General features: G+C 68.7%; 13 protein-coding genes. 3 read left to right on the top strand and 10 right to left on the bottom strand.

Annotated features, from left to right (window positions below; all coding sequences use genetic code 11):
- The first annotated feature begins 1 nt into the window (after position 1).
- The 3 genes from nirD to cysG are packed head-to-tail and all read left to right on the top strand — an operon-like array spanning position 2 to position 4,470.
- Positions 2-346 (top strand): nitrite reductase small subunit NirD, encoded by a 345-nt coding sequence (nirD, locus tag WDC82_RS13150; protein WP_340117793.1) that lies wholly within the window; start codon positions 2-4, stop codon positions 344-346.
- A 10-nt stretch (positions 347-356) separates the two neighbouring features.
- Positions 357-3,029: a molybdopterin-dependent oxidoreductase gene (locus WDC82_RS13155; protein WP_340117794.1), complete on the top strand. Its 2,673-nt coding sequence runs from the start codon at positions 357-359 to the stop codon at positions 3,027-3,029.
- Positions 3,004-4,470: a siroheme synthase CysG gene (cysG, locus tag WDC82_RS13160; protein ID WP_340117795.1), complete on the top strand. Its 1,467-nt coding sequence runs from the start codon at positions 3,004-3,006 to the stop codon at positions 4,468-4,470. The genes WDC82_RS13155 and cysG overlap by 26 nt, the downstream gene beginning before the upstream one ends.
- A gap of 453 nt (positions 4,471-4,923) precedes the next feature.
- On the opposite strand, the gene WDC82_RS13165 is transcribed toward cysG, so the two are convergent.
- The 10 genes from WDC82_RS13165 to ureE form a co-directional block, all read right to left on the bottom strand.
- Positions 4,924-7,197, bottom strand: coding sequence for a VWA domain-containing protein (locus tag WDC82_RS13165; protein ID WP_340117796.1), 2,274 nt, complete (start codon positions 7,195-7,197; stop codon positions 4,924-4,926).
- A gap of 7 nt (positions 7,198-7,204) precedes the next feature.
- Positions 7,205-8,023: a CbbQ/NirQ/NorQ/GpvN family protein gene (locus tag WDC82_RS13170; RefSeq protein WP_340117797.1), complete on the bottom strand. Its 819-nt coding sequence runs from the start codon at positions 8,021-8,023 to the stop codon at positions 7,205-7,207.
- Positions 8,024-8,107: 84 nt separating this feature from the next.
- Complete coding sequence (locus WDC82_RS13175) at positions 8,108-9,148, bottom strand: aliphatic amidase (protein ID WP_340117798.1); 1,041 nt, start codon at positions 9,146-9,148, stop codon at positions 8,108-8,110.
- A 112-nt stretch (positions 9,149-9,260) separates the two neighbouring features.
- Entirely contained in the window at positions 9,261-10,784 is a 1,524-nt protein-coding gene (locus WDC82_RS13180) for an amidase (RefSeq protein WP_340117799.1), read from the bottom strand.
- 18 nt (positions 10,785-10,802) lie between these two features.
- Positions 10,803-11,687, bottom strand: a complete 885-nt coding sequence (locus WDC82_RS13185; RefSeq protein ID WP_340117800.1) for an urease accessory protein UreD — start codon at positions 11,685-11,687, stop codon at positions 10,803-10,805.
- Positions 11,684-12,361, bottom strand: a complete 678-nt coding sequence (ureG, locus tag WDC82_RS13190) for an urease accessory protein UreG (RefSeq protein WP_340117801.1) — start codon at positions 12,359-12,361, stop codon at positions 11,684-11,686. The genes WDC82_RS13185 and ureG overlap by 4 nt, the downstream gene beginning before the upstream one ends.
- Positions 12,358-14,070: an urease subunit alpha gene (gene ureC / locus WDC82_RS13195; protein WP_340117802.1), complete on the bottom strand. Its 1,713-nt coding sequence runs from the start codon at positions 14,068-14,070 to the stop codon at positions 12,358-12,360. The genes ureG and ureC overlap by 4 nt, the downstream gene beginning before the upstream one ends.
- Positions 14,071-14,074: 4 nt before the next feature.
- Positions 14,075-14,773, bottom strand: coding sequence for an urease subunit gamma (locus WDC82_RS13200; protein WP_340117803.1), 699 nt, complete (start codon positions 14,771-14,773; stop codon positions 14,075-14,077).
- A gap of 16 nt (positions 14,774-14,789) precedes the next feature.
- Complete coding sequence (locus WDC82_RS13205; RefSeq protein ID WP_340117804.1) at positions 14,790-15,467, bottom strand: urease accessory UreF family protein; 678 nt, start codon at positions 15,465-15,467, stop codon at positions 14,790-14,792.
- A complete protein-coding gene (gene ureE / locus WDC82_RS13210) occupies positions 15,464-15,931 on the bottom strand; it encodes an urease accessory protein UreE (protein WP_340117805.1) in 468 nt (155 codons plus the stop codon). Before ureE ends, WDC82_RS13205 begins: the two co-directional genes overlap by 4 nt.
- Positions 15,932-15,934 lie beyond the last annotated feature (3 nt).

The raw sequence follows: 15,934 nt of genomic DNA on the forward strand, positions 1-15,934 counted from the left end.
TATGGACATGATGGTGAGCCGCTGGATCGACGTCGGCGCGCTGGACGACATCCCGCGCCGCGGCGCCCGGGTGGTGAAGACGCCGGCGGGCTGCATCGCCGTGTTCCGCACGGCAGCCGACGATGTCTATGCCCTCGACGACCGCTGCCCGCACAAGGGTGGGCCCCTCAGCCAGGGCATCGTGCACGGCCGTTCGGTCACCTGTCCGCTGCACAACTGGGTGATCGATCTCGCTACCGGCCAGGTTCAGGCGCCGGACGAGGGGCGTGTCGCCACCGTGCCGCTGCGCAGCGAGGGCGGGCGCCTGCTGCTCGACCTCGCCCGCATGGCCAGCCGCGCGGCCTAGGACCAGGACCATGCCCGACGGTCTTGCCCGAAAGAAGACCCGGACGACCTGTCCTTACTGCGGGGTCGGCTGCGGCATCGTCGCGATCGAGAGCGGCAACGGGCAGGTGACTGTCGCCGGCGATCCCGATCACCCGGCCAACAAAGGGCGCCTGTGCGGCAAGGGTGCGGCGCTCGCTGAGACTCTGGGGCACGACGGCCGCCTCCTGCATCCCATGATCGGCGCCCGGCGCGTCAGCTGGGATCAGGCGGTCGCGACCGTGGCGCAGAATTTCCACAACACCATCGCCGAGCACGGGCCGGACTCCGTTGCCTTCTATGTTTCCGGCCAGCTGCTGACCGAGGATTACTACGTTGCCAACAAGCTGATGAAGGGCTTCATCGGCTCGGCCAACATCGACACCAACTCGCGGCTCTGCATGGCATCCTCGGTGGCCGGCCACCGCCGCGCCTTCGGCAGCGACACCGTGCCCGGCTGCTACGAAGACCTGGAGCAGGCCGACCTGGTGGTCGCGGTCGGCAGCAATTTCGCCTGGTGCCATCCGGTGCTGGCCCAGCGCCTGGCCGATGCCAGGGCGGCACGGCCGGGAATGCGCATCGTTCTGATCGATCCGCGGCGCAGTGCCTCTGCCGAACTGGCCGACATGCATCTGGCCATCAAACCCGACTCCGACGTCGCCCTCTTCAACGGCCTGCTGCGCTGGCTGCAGGAAAGCGGCTGTGTCGACCAGGACTTTCTGGCGCGCCACACCAGCGGGTTCGACGAGGCCCTGGCGGCGGCGCAGCGGACCAGCTTCGGCGAGACTGCTCGGCTGACGGGCCTGAGCCTGGCGGAGCTGCTCGCATTCTACCGGCTCTTCGCGCTCAGTCCCCAGGTGGTGACACTTTATTCCCAGGGCGTCAATCAGTCGGCGGGCGGCACCGACAAGGTGAACGCGATCCTCAACTGCCACCTGCTGACCGGACGCATCGGCAAACCGGGCACGGGACCTTTCTCGCTGACCGGCCAGCCCAACGCCATGGGCGGGCGCGAGGTCGGCGGCCTCGCCAACCAGCTCGCCTGCCATATGGAGATCGAGAACCCGGCGCACCGCGCGCTGGTGCAGCGCTTCTGGCGGGCCCCGGCGATGCCCGAGCAGCCGGGCTTGAAGGCCGTCGAGTTGTTCGACGCCGTGGCCGAAGGCCGCATCAAGGCGCTGTGGATCATGGCGACCAACCCGGCGGTGAGCCTGCCGCAGGCCGACAAGGTGCGCGCCGCGCTGAAGACCTGTCCCTTCGTGGTAGTGTCCGACGTTGAGGCCCGTACCGACACCACGGAACTGGCCGACGTGCTGCTGCCTGCGGCGGGCTGGGGTGAGAAGGACGGCACGGTTACCAATTCCGAGCGCCGCATCTCGCGCCAACGTGCGTTTTTGCCGCCGCCCGGCGAAGCGAAGCCGGACTGGCGCATCCTCTGCGATGTCGCGGCCGCGCTGGGCTGGGGCGCGGCCTTCGCCTACGATTCTCCCTGGCAGATCTTCCGCGAATACGCCGCACTCACCGCCGCGGGTAACGACGGCGCCCGCGATCTCGACCTTTCCGGCTGCCTCGAGTGGGAGGCGGAGACCTACGACGTGGCGGCACCCTTCCAGTGGCCGCTGCGCGCAGGCGAGAAGCAGGGGCAGCAACGCTTCTTCGCCGAGGGCGGCTTCTTCACGGAAGACGGGCGCGCGAGGTTCGTCGCCGTGAAGCCGCCCGAACCGCGGTCTTCAACGCTGCCGTTCCTTCTCAACACCGGGCGTGTGCGCGACCAGTGGCACACCATGACCCGCAGCGGCCGCTCGCCGCGCCTCGCCCAACACGTCGCCGAGCCCTTCGTGGAAATTCACCCCGACGACGCGAAGGTGCTCGGCGTCGTACCCGCCGGCCTGCTGAAGCTCTCCAACCATCGCGGTGACTACCTCGCGCGCGCGGTGGTGACCCGACGCCAGCAGCCCGGCCAGCTTTTCGCCCCGATGCACTGGACAGCGCAGACCGCGAGCAGCGGCCGCGTCGATGCTCTCGTTTCGTCGCGCCGTGACCCGCACTCGGGTCAGCCGGCGCTGAAGATGACGCGGGTGGCTGCCGAGGCGGTGGACCTAGTCTGGTACGGCTTCGCCGTGGTGGCGCTCCGTCCCGCCGGCATCGACGCCGACTACTGGGCGGTGGCGCGCACCGAGTCGGGCTGGCGCCTCGAACTGGGCGGCAGGGCGCACCCGGCCGACTGGCAGGCCTTCGCTGGGCAGCTCTTCGGCCTCGGCGATGGCGAAGACGTGGAACTCCTCGCCTACGTCGATGCCGACAAAGGCAGCCACCGCTTCGCCGCCTTCGCGGGCGCGCGGCCGCTGGGACTTCTCTATGTCGCGGCCGAACCGGTCGCCGCATCGCGTGCCTGGGTCTGCCGGCAGTTCGATAGAGGCCAGCTCGAGGGCACCGGACGCTGCAGCCTGCTGGTCGGCCGGCCGTCCCAGGCCGCTGCCGATCCCGGGCCCATCGTCTGCTCCTGCTTCGCGGTGGGCCGCAACGCCATCCTCACCGCGCTCGCCGGCGGCGCCGGCAGTGTCGAGGGCGTCGGCGCGGCGACTTCCGCCGGGTCCAACTGCGGCTCCTGCCGCGCCGAAATCCAAGGACTGATCGATCATGTCAGCGTTGCCGCCGCCGAGTGAAACGCACCTGGAACCGCGCCCCGCTGTCTCCGATGTGGGAGGCCGGGCGCGCATCGACCCGCTTGCCGTGCTGCCGGTCTTCTTCTCCCTGCGAAACCGCAGCGCGGTCGTCGTGGGCGGCTCGGCCGCGGCGGCCTGGAAGGCAGAACTCCTGGCCGCCGCGGGTGCGCGCATCGTCAGTGTCGCGTCTCTCGAGGCGCTGCGGCCGGACGATCTCGCCGGTGCTGCCCTCGCCGTCGCAGATATCGAGGGCGATACCGGAGCCGCGCGTTTCGCTGCCGCTGCCCGCGCCGCGGGTGTGCCCTGCAACGTCATCGACAAGCCCGCCTTCTGCGACTTCCAGTTTGGCGCCATTGTGAACCGTTCGCCGGTGGTCGTCGGCATTTCCACCGGCGGCGCGGCGCCGGTGCTGGGTCAGGCGATCCGACGTCGCATCGAAACCCTGCTGCCCGACGGCCTCGCCGCCTGGGCTGCCGCTGCGCAGGCTTGCCGCGCCGGATTGAAAACGCTCCTGCCGAGCGCCGATCGCCGCCGCGCCTTCTGGCGCAGCTTCGCCGAACTGGCCTTCACTGAATCACCCTCCGGCGACACGGCCGCGCGGCTGCGCAGCCTCGCGGGCGGCATCTGCGAAGACGCGATGCCCGGCGTGACCCTGGTTGGCGCCGGACCGGGCGATGCTGGTCTCCTCACTCTGAACGCGGTGCGCGCACTGCAAGGTGCCGACGTCATTCTATTCGACGACCTGGTGTCCGACGAGGTGCTGGCCCTGGCGCGCCGCGAGGCGCGACGGATGCTGGTCGGCAAGCGCGGCGGGCGCATCTCCTGTAAGCAGGAAGAGATCAACGCCCTGATGGTGAAGCTCGCCCGGCAGGGCAAGCGCGTGGTGCGCCTGAAGGGCGGCGATCCGATGATCTTTGGGCGCGCGGGGGAGGAGATCGCGGAACTGAAGGCTGCCGGTATTCCGGTCACGGTGGTGCCCGGCATTACCGCCGCCATCGGCGCCGCCGCTCGGCTCGGTGTCTCGCTCACCCACCGCGACTGCGCCCAGTCGCTGCAGTTCGTGACGGCCCACAGCCGGATGGGCGGGCTGCCGAATGACATCGACTGGCAGCGCCTCGCCGACCCGCGGAGCACGTTGATGCTCTACATGGGCGCGCGCACTGGACCTGTGGCGGCTGCGAAGCTTGTCGCTGCGGGTCTCGCGCCGGAAACGCCGGCCGTTGTCATGACGGCTGTCTCCCACCCCGGGGAAAGGATCGAGACTCTGACCCTGGAAGCGCTGGCCATGCGGGGAGAGATCGCCCACGAACAGCCGGTTTTGATCGGAATAGGTCAGGTCTTCGCCCAGGTGGCAGGCGCCGCCATCTGTCCTGCGCCCGTCCGGCAGAGGCGGGCCGCAATGTCGGAAAGCGGCGGCATGCTCGCGCGGGCCGCTGTGTAATGGCTTCCCTTCGATGCCGGCCGCAGCAAGGTCGCCGAAAGTCCCCTCCTGGCACGACCCGAACGTTGGGAGGAGGACAGAGCGTATCCGCTCTGCGTCGGTCAAGAGACACTGGGGAGCACAGTAACTCCGATTGTCGCCTGAGGCACTTACAGCGGACCTGATTTCTCGGCACGGCGAGGACGCCTGGTGACCCTGGCTGTGTGAAAACGCGGTGCGTAATACGATTCTTCGCAGGCCGGCAGCTTTGTAATTGCGATCAGCTCTCTCGTATTTTGTCGACTGTGAGGGACCGATGCTCGCCTTCAGACACTGGAATTGACCCAGGAGAGAGAAGGGGACGGCTACAGCGAATGTCGCCTCTGGTGCTCCTAACCGACTTCGACAGATGCCATCTGAAGATTACATAATGACCCTTAACGGACATTTTTCGATTTATCAGCTGGGAAGAGTCTAGGCCGTCAGGCGCATGTAGAGCAGCGGCAGCTTCTCGGGCAGGCGCTCGATGCGGTCGATGTGCAGCAGGTTGCGCCGTCCGAACACGCGGTTCAGCGCTTCTTCATGGCCGCGACCCAGGGCAACGCAGAACACGTCGATGCCGCGCGCGGCGAGGCCATGGATCGCTCGGCGGGCATCCTCGATCAGGTAGCGGCGCTCCGGGCAGTCGACGTCGGAGGGCTCGCCGTCGGTCAGCAGCAGCACCAGTCGGCGGTAGCTGCGCTGGCGCTGCAGGTCGGCAGCGGCATGGCGCAGGGCGGCGCCCATGCGGGTCGAATAAGCCGGCGCGAGGCCGGCCAGCCGCGCGTGTGCCTCGGTGGCGAAACTCCGCTCGAATTCCTTGATGCGCGTGTAGCGCACCTCCTCGCGCCCGTTGGAGCAGAACGCGCTGATGGCGAAGGGATCGCCCAGTTCCGCCATGGCGTGGGCCAGCAGCACCGTCGCCTCGCGCTCCAGATCCAGGATCGTGCTTCCGCTGCCGGGCACCTGGTCCGCGGTCGACTGCGAGACGTCGAGCACGACCTGCACCGCCAGGTCACGCTGGCGCCGCTCCATGCGCTGATAGACCCGGGTGTCCGGCATCTCGCCGCGGCGCAGGCTGACGGCGGCCTCGATGCAGGCGTCGAGGTCCAGGGCCTCGCCGTCGGGCTGGCGCTTCAGGCGCTGGGCGCGGCTGACCCGCGCCGAACGGATCAAGCCAGAGATGCGATTGGCCAAGGCGGCGTGGCGCTCCAGGATGCGGGGGACGAGCTGCGGCGCGCCGGCTGGCGGATCGTATTCCACCACGGTGGTCCACTCGCTGCGCTCGCGACCGGTCTGGTAGTCGAATTCCGGGTAGCGGGCAACGGGAATGCCCTGGTCGGCGAGGGTCTCGCGGGCCAGCGGCGCGGACTCGCTGTCGTCCTGCGGCTCCTCTTCCTCCTCCTCCCGTTCGCGGTCGGGCTCTTGGTCGTCGCGCTGCTCCAGCCGCGCGGAATCGAGCACCACCTCGACCTCCTCGTCGACGGTGTTCTCCTCGCCGAAATCCCACAGGCCCATATTGTCGTCGCGGTAGGGCGGCTCGACCACGTAGGTCTTGGCGTTGAACTGCACGCGCATCTGGCCCAGGTCGTTGCCCAGCAGGTTGCCGATGTGGCGGCTCATCGCCGGGTTGTCGAGTTCGCCGCCCAGGTCGTTGAACATCTCTCGGCCCTTGCGCACCCAGGCGCTGGGATCGTGGAAGTCCGGGTCGATCAGGGCGCGCGATAGGCGGGCGAACAGGCTGGGCGCCGTCTCGGCGCCGCTCGCCTGGGCGATGTGGAAGGGCAGCCAGAGGCGCGCCAGGCCGGGAAAGTCGCGCATCGCCAGGCGTTCGACGCGGGCGTCCTCGATCAGCGACACCAGGGAGACCTGCAGGGGTTTCAGCTGGCCGATCGGATAGCGCGGCCCGCCGTAGGTCATGTGCGCGCCGGCATGGGCCAGTGCCGCGCGGAACACGTCTTCGCAGCGCTGGCCGCGATAGCCGGGATAGCTCTGCGGCAGGCGGATGATCCCGGCACCGAAGGAACTGCGCCGGCGCGAGGCTTCGGGTGCGGAGGCCGACGGCTCAACCATGGGCACGCGGATGCCGAACAGCGCGGCGAGGTAGGCCTTCATGCGGCGTTCGACATCGGCGAAGACAAGATCGCCGGCCTCACGCAGCAGCCAGCGCTCGGCGTCCGGGTTCTCCATGGTGAAGAAGGCGTAGCGCCGCTCGGAGTCCCCGCCGGCAAGGCGCACGCCGGCCAGCAGCCAGGACTCCAGCGCGGAGACATTCAGCTGGCCGAGCAGGAATTTCATGCGCTGCAGCACCACCCAGGCAGATTCCGGCGCCATCGCGGCAAAGCGCTGCATGAGGCTCAGCCAGTTGCGGAAGCGCGGCAGCTCGCCCAGCCGGCGGGCGGTCATCGCCGCTGCCTCGCAGAGCGTCTCCGCCGCCTTGCGGCCGCTCTTGATGGCGACGGCGGAAACCGCGTCGGCAAGGTCGATGGCGGCATCGGGGCCGATGGCCTGGGCGCAGGCGATGCCGTGGCGCTCGTAGGCGCGGGTCACGGCCTCGCCGTAGCCGGCCCCCTCGATGCGCCGGCAGGCGCGCAGCCAGGGTGCCATGTAGGGCTCGGGGAACAGCATCTGCAGCCCCTTATCCTGCTGCATCGTGGTGCTGTCTTCGTCCGAGACCAGCTTGAGGAAGGGTTTGCTGTCTTCCGCCACGGGTGCGTCACAGGCTGGCGGCGATGGCGTGGCCGAGGGCGTCGCGCATGTCCGGGTCGTCGGTGATCGGCAGCACCAGGGCGATTTCGCAGGCTTCGCCCAGTGGCACGCCGCGCGCCACCAGCTTGCCGGCGTGGATCAGCATGCGGGTTGAGGCGCCTTCTTCCAGCCCGTGGCCGCGCAGGTTGCGCGAGCGCTCGGCGATGCGCACCACTTTTGCCGCTTGCTGCGGGTCCAGCCCGGCCTCGCGGGCGACGATCTCCACCTCGATGGCGGCGTTGGGGTAGCGGAAGTCGAGCGCGCAGAAGCGCTGCTTGGTCGATTCCTTAAGGTCCTTGAGGACGCTCTGATAGCCCGGATTGTAGGAGATGACGAGCTGGAAGTCGGGATGCGCCGTCACCAGCTCGTTCTTTTTTTCCAGCGGCAGCACGCGGCGGTCGTCGGTCAGCGAGTGGATCACCACGGTGGTGTCCTGACGCGCCTCGACGATTTCATCGAGGTAGCAGATGGCACCGAAGCGTACCGCGCGGGTCAGCGGGCCGTCGTGCCAGACCGTGCCCTCGGGCTCTAGCAGGTAGCGTCCCACCAGGTCGGAGGCGGTCATGTCCTCGTGGCAGGAGACGGTGATCAAAGGCCGGCCCAGACGCCAGGCCATGTGCTCGATGAAGCGTGTTTTGCCGCAGCCCGTCGGGCCTTTCAGCATCATCGGCAGGCGTCCGGCGTAGGCGGCTTCATAGAGAGCGACCTCGTCGCCGGTCGGGCGGTAGTAGGGTTCTTCGGCGATCCGATAGGCGTCGAGGGAGCCGCTGTCGGTCGTGGAGGTCATGACGTCTCCGGAAAAAGGGGCCGGTGCGGGGAGGGGAAAGAAAGCCCGCACCGGCAGTCGTCAACAGCAGGAAGAACGAAGACCTCAGCGGTGTGCGGCGGTCTTCTGATTCGGAATGCCCTCCATCGGGCATTCCTCGGTGCCGACCGTCTTGCGGGTCAGCGCCTCCACCATTTCGCGGGTGCCTTCGGGATCGGTCGCCCACTTGGTGTAGAAGTCATAGGGGCAGGTCGCCACGCCGCGGTCGCCCTCACCGGAATTAATCATGCCAGTGTAGCCGCGGTGCAGCAGCTTGAAGAGGTGGTTCTGCGACTGGCCGTTGGCACGTGCGTCGCGGATCGCCGAGACGGAGAGTTGGGCGTACTGGATGCCCATCTCCTCTTCGCCGCATTCGCCCAGCGTGCGGCCGTCGAAGCCGACGATGGCGGAATGGCCGAAGTAGGAATAGACGCCGTCGAAGCCGGCGGCGTTCGCCACGGCGACATAGACGTTGTTCGCCCAGGCCATGGACTTCGCCATGATGACCTGCTGCTCCTTGGCCGGATACATGTAGCCCTGGCAGCGCACGATCAATTCGGCGCCCTTCATGGCGCAGTCGCGCCAGATCTCCGGATAGTTGCCGTCGTCGCAGATGATCAGGCTGATCTTCATGCCCTTGGGGCCTTCGGAAACGTAGGTGCAGTTGCCGGGGTACCAGCCCTCGATCGGCACCCAAGGCATGATCTTGCGGTACTTCTGCACGATCTCGCCCTTGTCGTTCATCAGGATCAGCGTGTTGTAGGGCGCCTTGTTGGGATGTTCCTCGTGACGCTCGCCGGTCAGCGAGAAGACGCCCCAGACCTTGGCCGCGCGGCAGGCGGCGGCGAAGATCTCGGTTTCGTCGCCGGGACAGGAGGAGGCGGTCTCGTACATCTCCTTCTCGTCGTACATGATGCCGTGGGTCGAATATTCCGGGAAGATCACCAGGTCCATGCCCGGCAGGCCGATCTTCATGCCCTTGATCATCTCGGCGATCTTGCCGGCGTTTTCGAGGACCTCGGCCTTGGTGTGCAGGCGGGGCATCTTGTAGTTAACGACTGCAACACCGACCGTGTCGTTGCTGCTGGAAATATCGCCGTGATACATGGGCTGTCTCCTTCTGGTTCTTAGCGATTGAGGATGCTGACACCGCCGCTTCGGGGAGCGATCGCGGCGACTGCGGGGAAAGCGGGGCGGAAGCGTCTCACGGCGCGCGGCCCTACCCGGCCTGCTGGTAGGCGTGGGCGACGCGCAGCACCGTGGCGTCGTCGAATCGGCGGCCGGTCAGCATGAGGCCGACCGGCAGGCCGTCGACGCCGTTCACCGGTACCGAGACCGACGGATGGCCGGAGAGGTCGAATGCGGCGGTGTTCGCCACCATGTTGAGCGCCTGGCTGATGTGCTCGACGCGGTCTTTCTCGGGCGAGGCCGGCATGCTGTGCGCGGTCTGCGGCGTCGTCGGCATCAGCAGCAGGTCGGCCTCCGCAAGCACCTTGTCGTAGGCAGCCGTCAGCACACGCGCCATGTTCTGGGCGCGGGCATAGAAGGCGCCGTGATACTGCTGGCGCATGTAGTGGCCGACGACGGCGCCGAGCTTCGCCGTGGGTGAGAAGTCGCCGGCGTTGGTCCGGACGGCGCGCATCATGGCGCTGATGAGGCGCGGGTTGTAATAGCCCTTGTGCTGGTACGCCGTGTGACCGTGGTAAAAACTGTCCAGGCCGCCTTCGATGGCGATGCAGTTCCAAAGCGGCACCACGCGGCGGTGCAGCGGGATCGAGACTTCCTTCACCTTTGCACCGAGGCCTTCCAGCTGCTTTGCCGCGGCCTTGACCGCCTTGTTCACCGGCTTCATGGCTTCCGGCGTCTCGAAGCCTTCCTTCACCACCGCTATCTTCAGGCCCTTCACCTTGCCGGTGAGGGCGGCGGCGTAGTCCGGCACCTCGATGCTGGAGGGCTGGCGCGGATCGATGGCGGTGTCGTCGACGCCGGCGATGACGCCCAGCAGCAGCGCCACGTCCTCGACCCGCTTCGCCATGGGACCGATGTGATCGATGGTCTGGTCGAAGCCGACTATGCCAGTGTAGGGCACCAGGCCGTGGGTCGGCTTGTGGCCGACGACGCCGGAGAACGAGGCCGGAATGCGGATTGAGCCACCTTGGTCGCCGCCGAGAGCGATGTCGACCTGCCCCGTCGCCGGAGCCGTGGCCGACCCGTTGGAGGAGCCTCCCGGCACGTGCGCGGGATCGACCGGGTTGCGGCCCGGACCGTAGGCGCTGGTGTGGCCCCCGCCGGAAAACGCGAAGTCGTCGGTGTTCAGCACGGCGGTGATGTGGCCGCCGGCCTCCAGGACGCGCTTGACCACCGTCGCATCTATGTCGGAGGTGTAGTCGTAGAGCAGGCGGGAAGCGCAGGTCATCGGCAGGCCGGCGACGCAGATGGTGTCTTTCACGCCGATCGACTTGCCGGAGAGCGGGCCCTTCTTCACCTCCGGATAGGCCTTCACGCTGCAGTTCCGCACGATGCCGTTCAGCGGATCGTCTTCCGGCTCCGGCCGCGCGCCGGGGATGCGCACGGCGGGCGTCACCGCGCGCAGCGGATCGGGATACTGGTCCATCAGGTCGTAACCGGCGATGACGCCGTCGACCAGCGGCTTCAGTTCGGCAACCTCGGCCTCGGTGAGATCGAGGCCGTAGGTGGCGCTGATATCGAGGATGTCGTCGATGGCGGGGCGGCGCAGGGTCATGGGGTGTCCTCGATTGGGCTACTTGTTGCGGGGGGAGGGCAGGCGGCCGGTGAGTGCCACGCGGGCACCCTGCCAGACGGCTTTCAGTGCCTTCGACAGCGCGGCGCCGTCGCGGCACAGCAGGCGGGCCCAGACGACGCCGCGCTCGCCGAGTGCGTTCACGCCGCCGTAGCAAGCCGCGCGGTCCAGGCCGCTGTCGGCCAGCGCCTGCTTCATCGCGGCTGCGATGGCGTCACCCGCCCTGTCGTGCGCGACGCAGAGGCTGCCGTGGCAGGCGTGGGCGCCGAGATGGCGGTTGGCGGCGGGCGGCCAGTCGGCGCCGCCGAGGCGCAGACGCTCGATGAGCAGCGGCAGGCTCTCGCCGCGCCGCCGCACCACGATGTCGTTGTCGAAACGCTCGAAGGGGGCCGCGCTTGCCGCCGGGTCGTGTGCGAGGAAGCTGTCGGCCAGTACCAGGATCGCGCCGCGCTCGATCTCGGCGGTCAAAGTCGTCTGCAGCCGCGCCCCGGCGAAGAGGATCAGCGGGTCGGGCAGGAACTCCAGCAGGCTGTCGCGGGCGCAGGTGAGGCTCACTTGCTGGCGGGTCAGGCCGCCGCGCGCGGCGTGTACGACCGTGGATGCCTGGGTCGTCACATGGGCGGCGGCGCCCTCTTCCAGCGCGATATCGAGATGCAGGTCGTCGTCGCCGTAGAGTCCGCCGGAGGAGGACTGCAGGTACAGCGTCGCCATGCCGGCGGGGTCGTCCGGCAGGTAAAAAGGCCGCGTCAGGTGGAAGGGGTGCGGCGTCATCTGGCGCGCGAGGAAGCTGCGTCCGCCGCGCTGGCGGAAGGTCAGCGCCGCGGTGCTGCGCCGCCGCTGGGGCGCGCTGCCGGCGGGCAGGGCGAGCGGCGCCGTGACGTTCATGCCGTGGCTTCCTCCGCGGTGAAGAGAACCTCGCGCCGGATGGTCGCAACGATGGCAGCGAGGCCGGGATCCTTCTCGTCACCGCGGCAGCGGCAGGCGATGGTCGGCCGGCCACCGCGGATCTGCTTTGCCTCGGCCAGCACAGCATCGGCGTCGACGCCGACGTAGGGGGCGAGGTCGATCTTGTTGATGACCAGCAGGTCGGCCTGCAGGATCGCCGGGCCGCGCTTCCTCGGAATGTCGTCGCCCTGGGCCACGTCGATGACGAACATCCACCAGTCGACCAGGTCCAGCGAGAAGGTGGAGGCCAGGTTGTCGCCGCCGGACTCGATGATCAGCAGCTCCAGGCCGGGAAAGCGCCACTCGCATTCTTCGGCGGCGGCGATGTTCAGGGTCGGGTCCTCGCGGATCACCGTGTGCGGGCAGGCGCCGGCCTCCACCGCCATGACGCGGCGCGGGTCGATCAGGCCGCTGCGCTGCAGCCGCTCGGCATCCTCCTTCGTCACTAGGTCGTTGGTGATGACGGCGAGGTCGACGCCCGCCGCCTGGAAGCGCGGGATGAGGCATTCAATCAGTGCAGTTTTGCCGGAGCCGACCGGTCCGCCGATGCCGATGCGTGCCGCGCCGGGCGCCGCCGATCCGCCTGTCGTCTGCATCTTCGCGCGTGCCGTCATCGCAGCATGTACCTCTGGGCCAGGGGCAGTTCCGTCGCCGGGGCGCAGGTCGCCAGCTCGCCGTCGACGAAGACGTCGAAGGTGGCCGGGTCCACCCGGATGCGGGGACAGGCGTCGTTGTGCAACATGTCTGCCTTGCGGAGCATCCGGGTGCCCCGGGCCGGCAGCAGCGGCTTTTCAAGGCCGAGGCTGGCGGCGAGGCCCTTGTCGATGGCGAGGGGGTGGACGAAGCAGGCGGAGAGTGCCTGCTTGGCGCGCCCGAAGGCGCCCCACTGCGGGCGCATCCGCAGCGGCTCGCAGGTCATCAGGCTAGCGGCACTGTCGCCCATGGCGCCCCAAGCGATGAAGCCGCCCTTCACCACCAACTCGGGCTTGATGCCGAAAAAGGCCGGACGCCACAGCACCACGTCGGCCATCTTGCCGTCTTCCAGGCTGCCGACGTGGGCGGCGATACCGAAGCAGCGCGCCGCGTTGATGGTGTACTTGGCGATGAAGCGCTTGATCCGCGCGTTGTCGCCGCGGGCCGCGGTCTCCTCCGGCAGGCGCCCGCGCTGCAACTTCATCTTGGAGGCAAGCTGCCAGGTGCGGCAGATCACCTCGTTGATGCGGCCCATGCCCTGGCTGTCGGAGCCCAGCATGGAGATCGCGCCGATGTCGTGCAGCACGTCCTCGGCGGCGATGGTCTGCGCGCGGATGCGGCTCTCGGCGAAGGCCACGTCCTCGGGTATCGCCGGGTTCAGGTGATGGCACACCATGGTCATGTCCAGGTGCTCATCGAAGGTGTTGACCGTGTAGGGATTGGTCGGGTTGGTCGAGGAGGGCAGGCAGTAGTCCTCGCCCGCCACGCGGATGATGTCCGGCGCGTGGCCGCCGCCGGCACCCTCGGTGTGGTACATGTGGATGGCGCGCCCGGCGATGGCGGCCAGGGTATCCTCGACGAAACCGCTTTCGTTCAGCGTGTCGGTGTGCAGCTGCACCTGGAAGTCCAGATCGTCGGCGACCGAGAGGCAGCAGTCGATCGCCGACGGCATGGCGCCCCAGTCCTCGTGGATCTTCAGGCCCAGGCAGCCGGTCTCCATCTGCTCCACCAGCGAGGCCGGCTTGTGCGAGTTGCCGCGACCCAGGAAGCCGAAGTTCATCGGCCAGGCCTCGGCTGCCTGCAGCATCTTGCCTGTGTTGAAGGGGCCGCCGCTATCGATGCCGACGGTGATCGGCCCCAGCGAGCCGCCCAGCATGGTGGTGATGCCGGAGGAAATCGCGTGCTCCACCAGCTGCGCGCTGTCGAAGTGGACATGTACGTCGATGGCGCCGGCGGTGGCGATCAGGCCCTCGGCGTCGCGCACCGTGGTAGCGGCGCCGACGATGAGGCGCGGATCGACGCCGTCCATGATGTCCGGATTGCCCGCCTTGCCGAAGCCGACGATCTTGCCGTCCTTGATGCCGAGGTCGCCCTTCACGATGCCCAGCACCGGGTCGATCACCACGACGTTGCAGATGAGGAAGTCCAGCACGCCGTCGCGGCTGGTGGCGCCGGCGACCAGTCCCAGGCCGTCGCGCAGGGTCTTGCCGCCGCCGTGCAGGCATTCGTCGCCGGGTACCGCGTAGTCGTGCTCGATCTCCGCCCACAGTTCGGTATCGCCGAGGCGGATGAGGTCGCCGGTGGTCGGGCCGTACATGGCGGCATAGGCCGCGCGGGTCATCGTCGCCATGGTGTCAGGCTCCCTTGAATCCGGCGGCGCGGGCACGTTTGAGCGCTGCTTCCTTGGCACCCGCCGCGGCCGTCTCGCCGCTTGTCAGGCTGTTGAGGCCGCCCACGGCCGAGCGCCCGCCGAAGGGCACCAGGGTCACGTCCTTGCTCTGGCCGGGCTCGAAGCGCACGGCGGTACCGGCGGGGATGTCGAGGCGCAGGCCGAAGGCGGCGGCGCGATCGAAGTCCAGCGCCTTGTTCACCTCGAAGAAGTGGAAGTGGCTGCCGATCTGCACCGGGCGGTCGCCGGTGTTCACCACGCTCAGCGCAGTCTTGGGGCGCCCGGCGTTCAATTCGATCTCGCCGTCCGGCGCGGCGATGGCACCGGGCTCCGGCGCCTCGGCGTCGAAGGCTTCATCGCCCGGGCGGATGGGGTCGTGCACGGTGACCAGCTTGGTCCCGTCCGGGAAGGTCGCCTCCACCTGGATCATGTGCATCATGCCGGCGATGCCTGGCATGACGTCGTCGGTGGTAAGAATGGTCGAGCCGTAGGAGATCAGCTCGGCGACGCTGCGCCCCTCGCGCGCGCCTTCCAGGATCTCGTCGCAGATCAGCGCCACCGCCTCCGGGTGGTTCAGCTTCAGCCCCTTCTGGCGCCGCCGCCGTGCCATCTCGGCGGCGGTGAAGATGGTGAGCCTCTCCATTTCGGTCGGGGTCAGCAGCATTGGCGGCGGATCTCCTTCAGGCGGCGAAAAGTCGGGTGGCGTGGTCGGCGTGGCGCATGGCGGCGATGTCGCCCAGCGGCGTGAAGGCGTGCGGTTCCGCCGGCGGCGCGGCGAGCAGAATTTCGGCGAGCCGCGGTGCCAGCGCTGTGTAGACGCTCTGCGCTTCCAGCGCGCCGAGGCGGCCCAGCCGCACCGCCGCGGTCAGGCCGGCGCTGACGAGCTGATAGAGCGCCGAGGCCTCGGCGGACGCGCGCGGCAGCTCGAGCGCGTCGGCGATCAGCCCCTGGACCACCGGCAGATGCCCGGGGACCGCGCCCTCGCGCAGGGCGGTCAGGTAGGAGACGGCGAAGGGCGTGCCGATGCGCTGGTGACTGGACAGCATGGCGCGGCCCATGCGGCGGGAGGCGGCGGCCAAGCTGGCGACGCTGCTCTGTGCCTCGCAGAGCCAGTCCAGTTCGCCCAGCGCGCCGATGTCGTCGCCGGCCGCGTGGGCGGCGGCGAGGAACCAGCGGTCGAAGGTGGCCCAACGCGCGGCGAGCTGGTCGCGCAGATAGCTCTCGATGTCGGCGGCGTCGCGCAGCGCCTCTTCGTTGGCCAGGGTCTCCAGGCCGTTGGAAAAGGCAAAGCCGCCGGAGGGGAAGTTGCTGTCGGAGAGCTGCAGCAGGCGCAGCAGGGTGAGGGCATCGCCGGTCATCCGCCGCCTCTCTGTCTTTCCGGCTCCACCACCCGGACGCGGCCGTCTTCGATGAAGCCCAGCACGCGCTCGACGTAGCTCTCGACCGGCCCTTCCAGGGCCACCATCAGGCGCGCACCCTCGAAGCGCACGCGCCAGTGCAGATTGCCGGCGTGATAACCCAGCGCCAGGGCGGCGGCGGGATCGCGCGGCTGCAGGCCCAGCCACTCTTCCGCCTCGACGCGCAGCACCACGGCGCGGTCCCGGTTCAGCAGCAGCACCGCCTTGTCGTAGAGCGCGGTGTCGCGCGGCAGGGCGATGGCGATTTCGCTGCCTTTGTCGGTGGCCGCGCGCAGGCGGCGCCGGGCCAGGTCGTTGCGCGGCAGCACCAGCCACTCCAGCTTCCCGGCGTGCTCCAGGCGGTGCAGTTCCCGGTGCAGTGCCGGTTCGTCCGCCTTGCCGATGAGGGAGGTGATGAGCTGCATGGG

The sequence above is a fragment of the Pelagibius sp. 7325 genome (assembly GCF_037652055.1).
Lineage (GTDB): Bacteria > Pseudomonadota > Alphaproteobacteria > Kiloniellales > Kiloniellaceae > Pelagibius.

Excerpts from the sequence above, each read along its gene's own strand:
- WDC82_RS13155 (WP_340117794.1), top strand. The coding sequence starts at position 357 with ATGCCCGACGGTCTTGCCCGAAAGAAGACCCGGACGACCTGTCCTTAC.
- WDC82_RS13205 (WP_340117804.1), bottom strand. The coding sequence starts at position 15,467 with ATGACCGGCGATGCCCTCACCCTGCTGCGCCTGCTGCAGCTCTCCGAC.
- ureG (WP_340117801.1), bottom strand. The coding sequence starts at position 12,361 with ATGACGGCACGCGCGAAGATGCAGACGACAGGCGGATCGGCGGCGCCC.
- cysG (WP_340117795.1), top strand. The coding sequence starts at position 3,004 with ATGTCAGCGTTGCCGCCGCCGAGTGAAACGCACCTGGAACCGCGCCCC.
- WDC82_RS13175 (WP_340117798.1), bottom strand. The coding sequence starts at position 9,148 with ATGTATCACGGCGATATTTCCAGCAGCAACGACACGGTCGGTGTTGCA.
- ureC (WP_340117802.1), bottom strand. The coding sequence starts at position 14,070 with ATGGCGACGATGACCCGCGCGGCCTATGCCGCCATGTACGGCCCGACC.
- nirD (WP_340117793.1), top strand. The coding sequence starts at position 2 with ATGGACATGATGGTGAGCCGCTGGATCGACGTCGGCGCGCTGGACGAC.
- WDC82_RS13185 (WP_340117800.1), bottom strand. The coding sequence starts at position 11,687 with ATGAACGTCACGGCGCCGCTCGCCCTGCCCGCCGGCAGCGCGCCCCAG.
- WDC82_RS13180 (WP_340117799.1), bottom strand. The coding sequence starts at position 10,784 with ATGACCCTGCGCCGCCCCGCCATCGACGACATCCTCGATATCAGCGCC.
- ureE (WP_340117805.1), bottom strand. The coding sequence starts at position 15,931 with ATGCAGCTCATCACCTCCCTCATCGGCAAGGCGGACGAACCGGCACTG.
- WDC82_RS13200 (WP_340117803.1), bottom strand. The coding sequence starts at position 14,773 with ATGCTGCTGACCCCGACCGAAATGGAGAGGCTCACCATCTTCACCGCC.
- WDC82_RS13170 (WP_340117797.1), bottom strand. The coding sequence starts at position 8,023 with ATGACCTCCACGACCGACAGCGGCTCCCTCGACGCCTATCGGATCGCC.